At 30.4% G+C, this 257-nt stretch carries 1 protein-coding gene; it reads left to right on the forward strand.

The window, feature by feature from the left end:
• Nucleotides 1-257, forward strand: a 257-nt coding sequence (locus tag R0J92_RS24435) for a transposase family protein (RefSeq protein WP_411053589.1), incomplete at both ends; no start/stop codon positions are given.

Raw genomic sequence — 257 nt, forward strand, 5'->3', positions numbered from 1 at the left:
CGATATAAAATTATTCCAAGAACATAAAAGTATTTTCTCAGTCGAGCAAACATTTAGTGGAGATAAAGCCTATGTTGGAGATAATCAAATCACAACTCCTGAGAAAAAACCTAAAAATGGAGAACTAAACTCTTCTCAAAAAGAAGAAAATAAAAAGCTATCTTCTCAACGGATATTTGTTGAACATATGATTCGTTTAGTTAAAGTTTTTCAAGTAGGAAGAGATCATTTTCGTCTCCAAATTTCGAGATATAAGT

Origin of the sequence: Tritonibacter sp. SIMBA_163, from assembly GCF_046535935.1 — a bacterium.
Lineage (GTDB): Bacteria > Pseudomonadota > Alphaproteobacteria > Rhodobacterales > Rhodobacteraceae > Epibacterium > Epibacterium scottomollicae.